Origin of the sequence: Emticicia sp. W12TSBA100-4, assembly GCF_040253585.1 — a bacterium.
GTDB lineage: Bacteria > Bacteroidota > Bacteroidia > Cytophagales > Spirosomataceae > Emticicia.
The window spans coordinates 1-223 of the sequence record NZ_JBELAU010000123.1 but is presented as its reverse complement, the minus strand read 5'-3'; the positions used below and the strand labels follow the sequence as shown (position 1 = coordinate 223).

Sequence of the window (223 nt, the reverse complement as noted above, 5' to 3'; positions counted from 1 at the left end):
TGAAAGTTGGGTACTTCTCTATGACTAAACTCTTGCAAAGGTTCAATCTGGCAAAAGCAGACAACTCTATTAGTAAAGAACTCGCTCGAATTGAAAAAATGCACCTCATTATTTTAGATGATTGGGGCTTACAACCACTTGACAATCCTATGAAAATTACACTCTTACAGATGATTGAAGATAGGCATGGTAGAGCTTCAACGATTATTACCTCTCAATTACC

1 protein-coding gene is annotated in these 223 nt (G+C 36.8%); it reads left to right on the top strand.

Annotation, left to right across the window (positions count from 1 at the left end; all coding sequences use genetic code 11):
• Positions 1-20: 20 nt before the first annotated feature.
• Positions 21-223 (top strand): ATP-binding protein (locus ABR854_RS26050; RefSeq protein ID WP_350268759.1); only part of this gene is annotated, 203 nt, incomplete at its 3' end.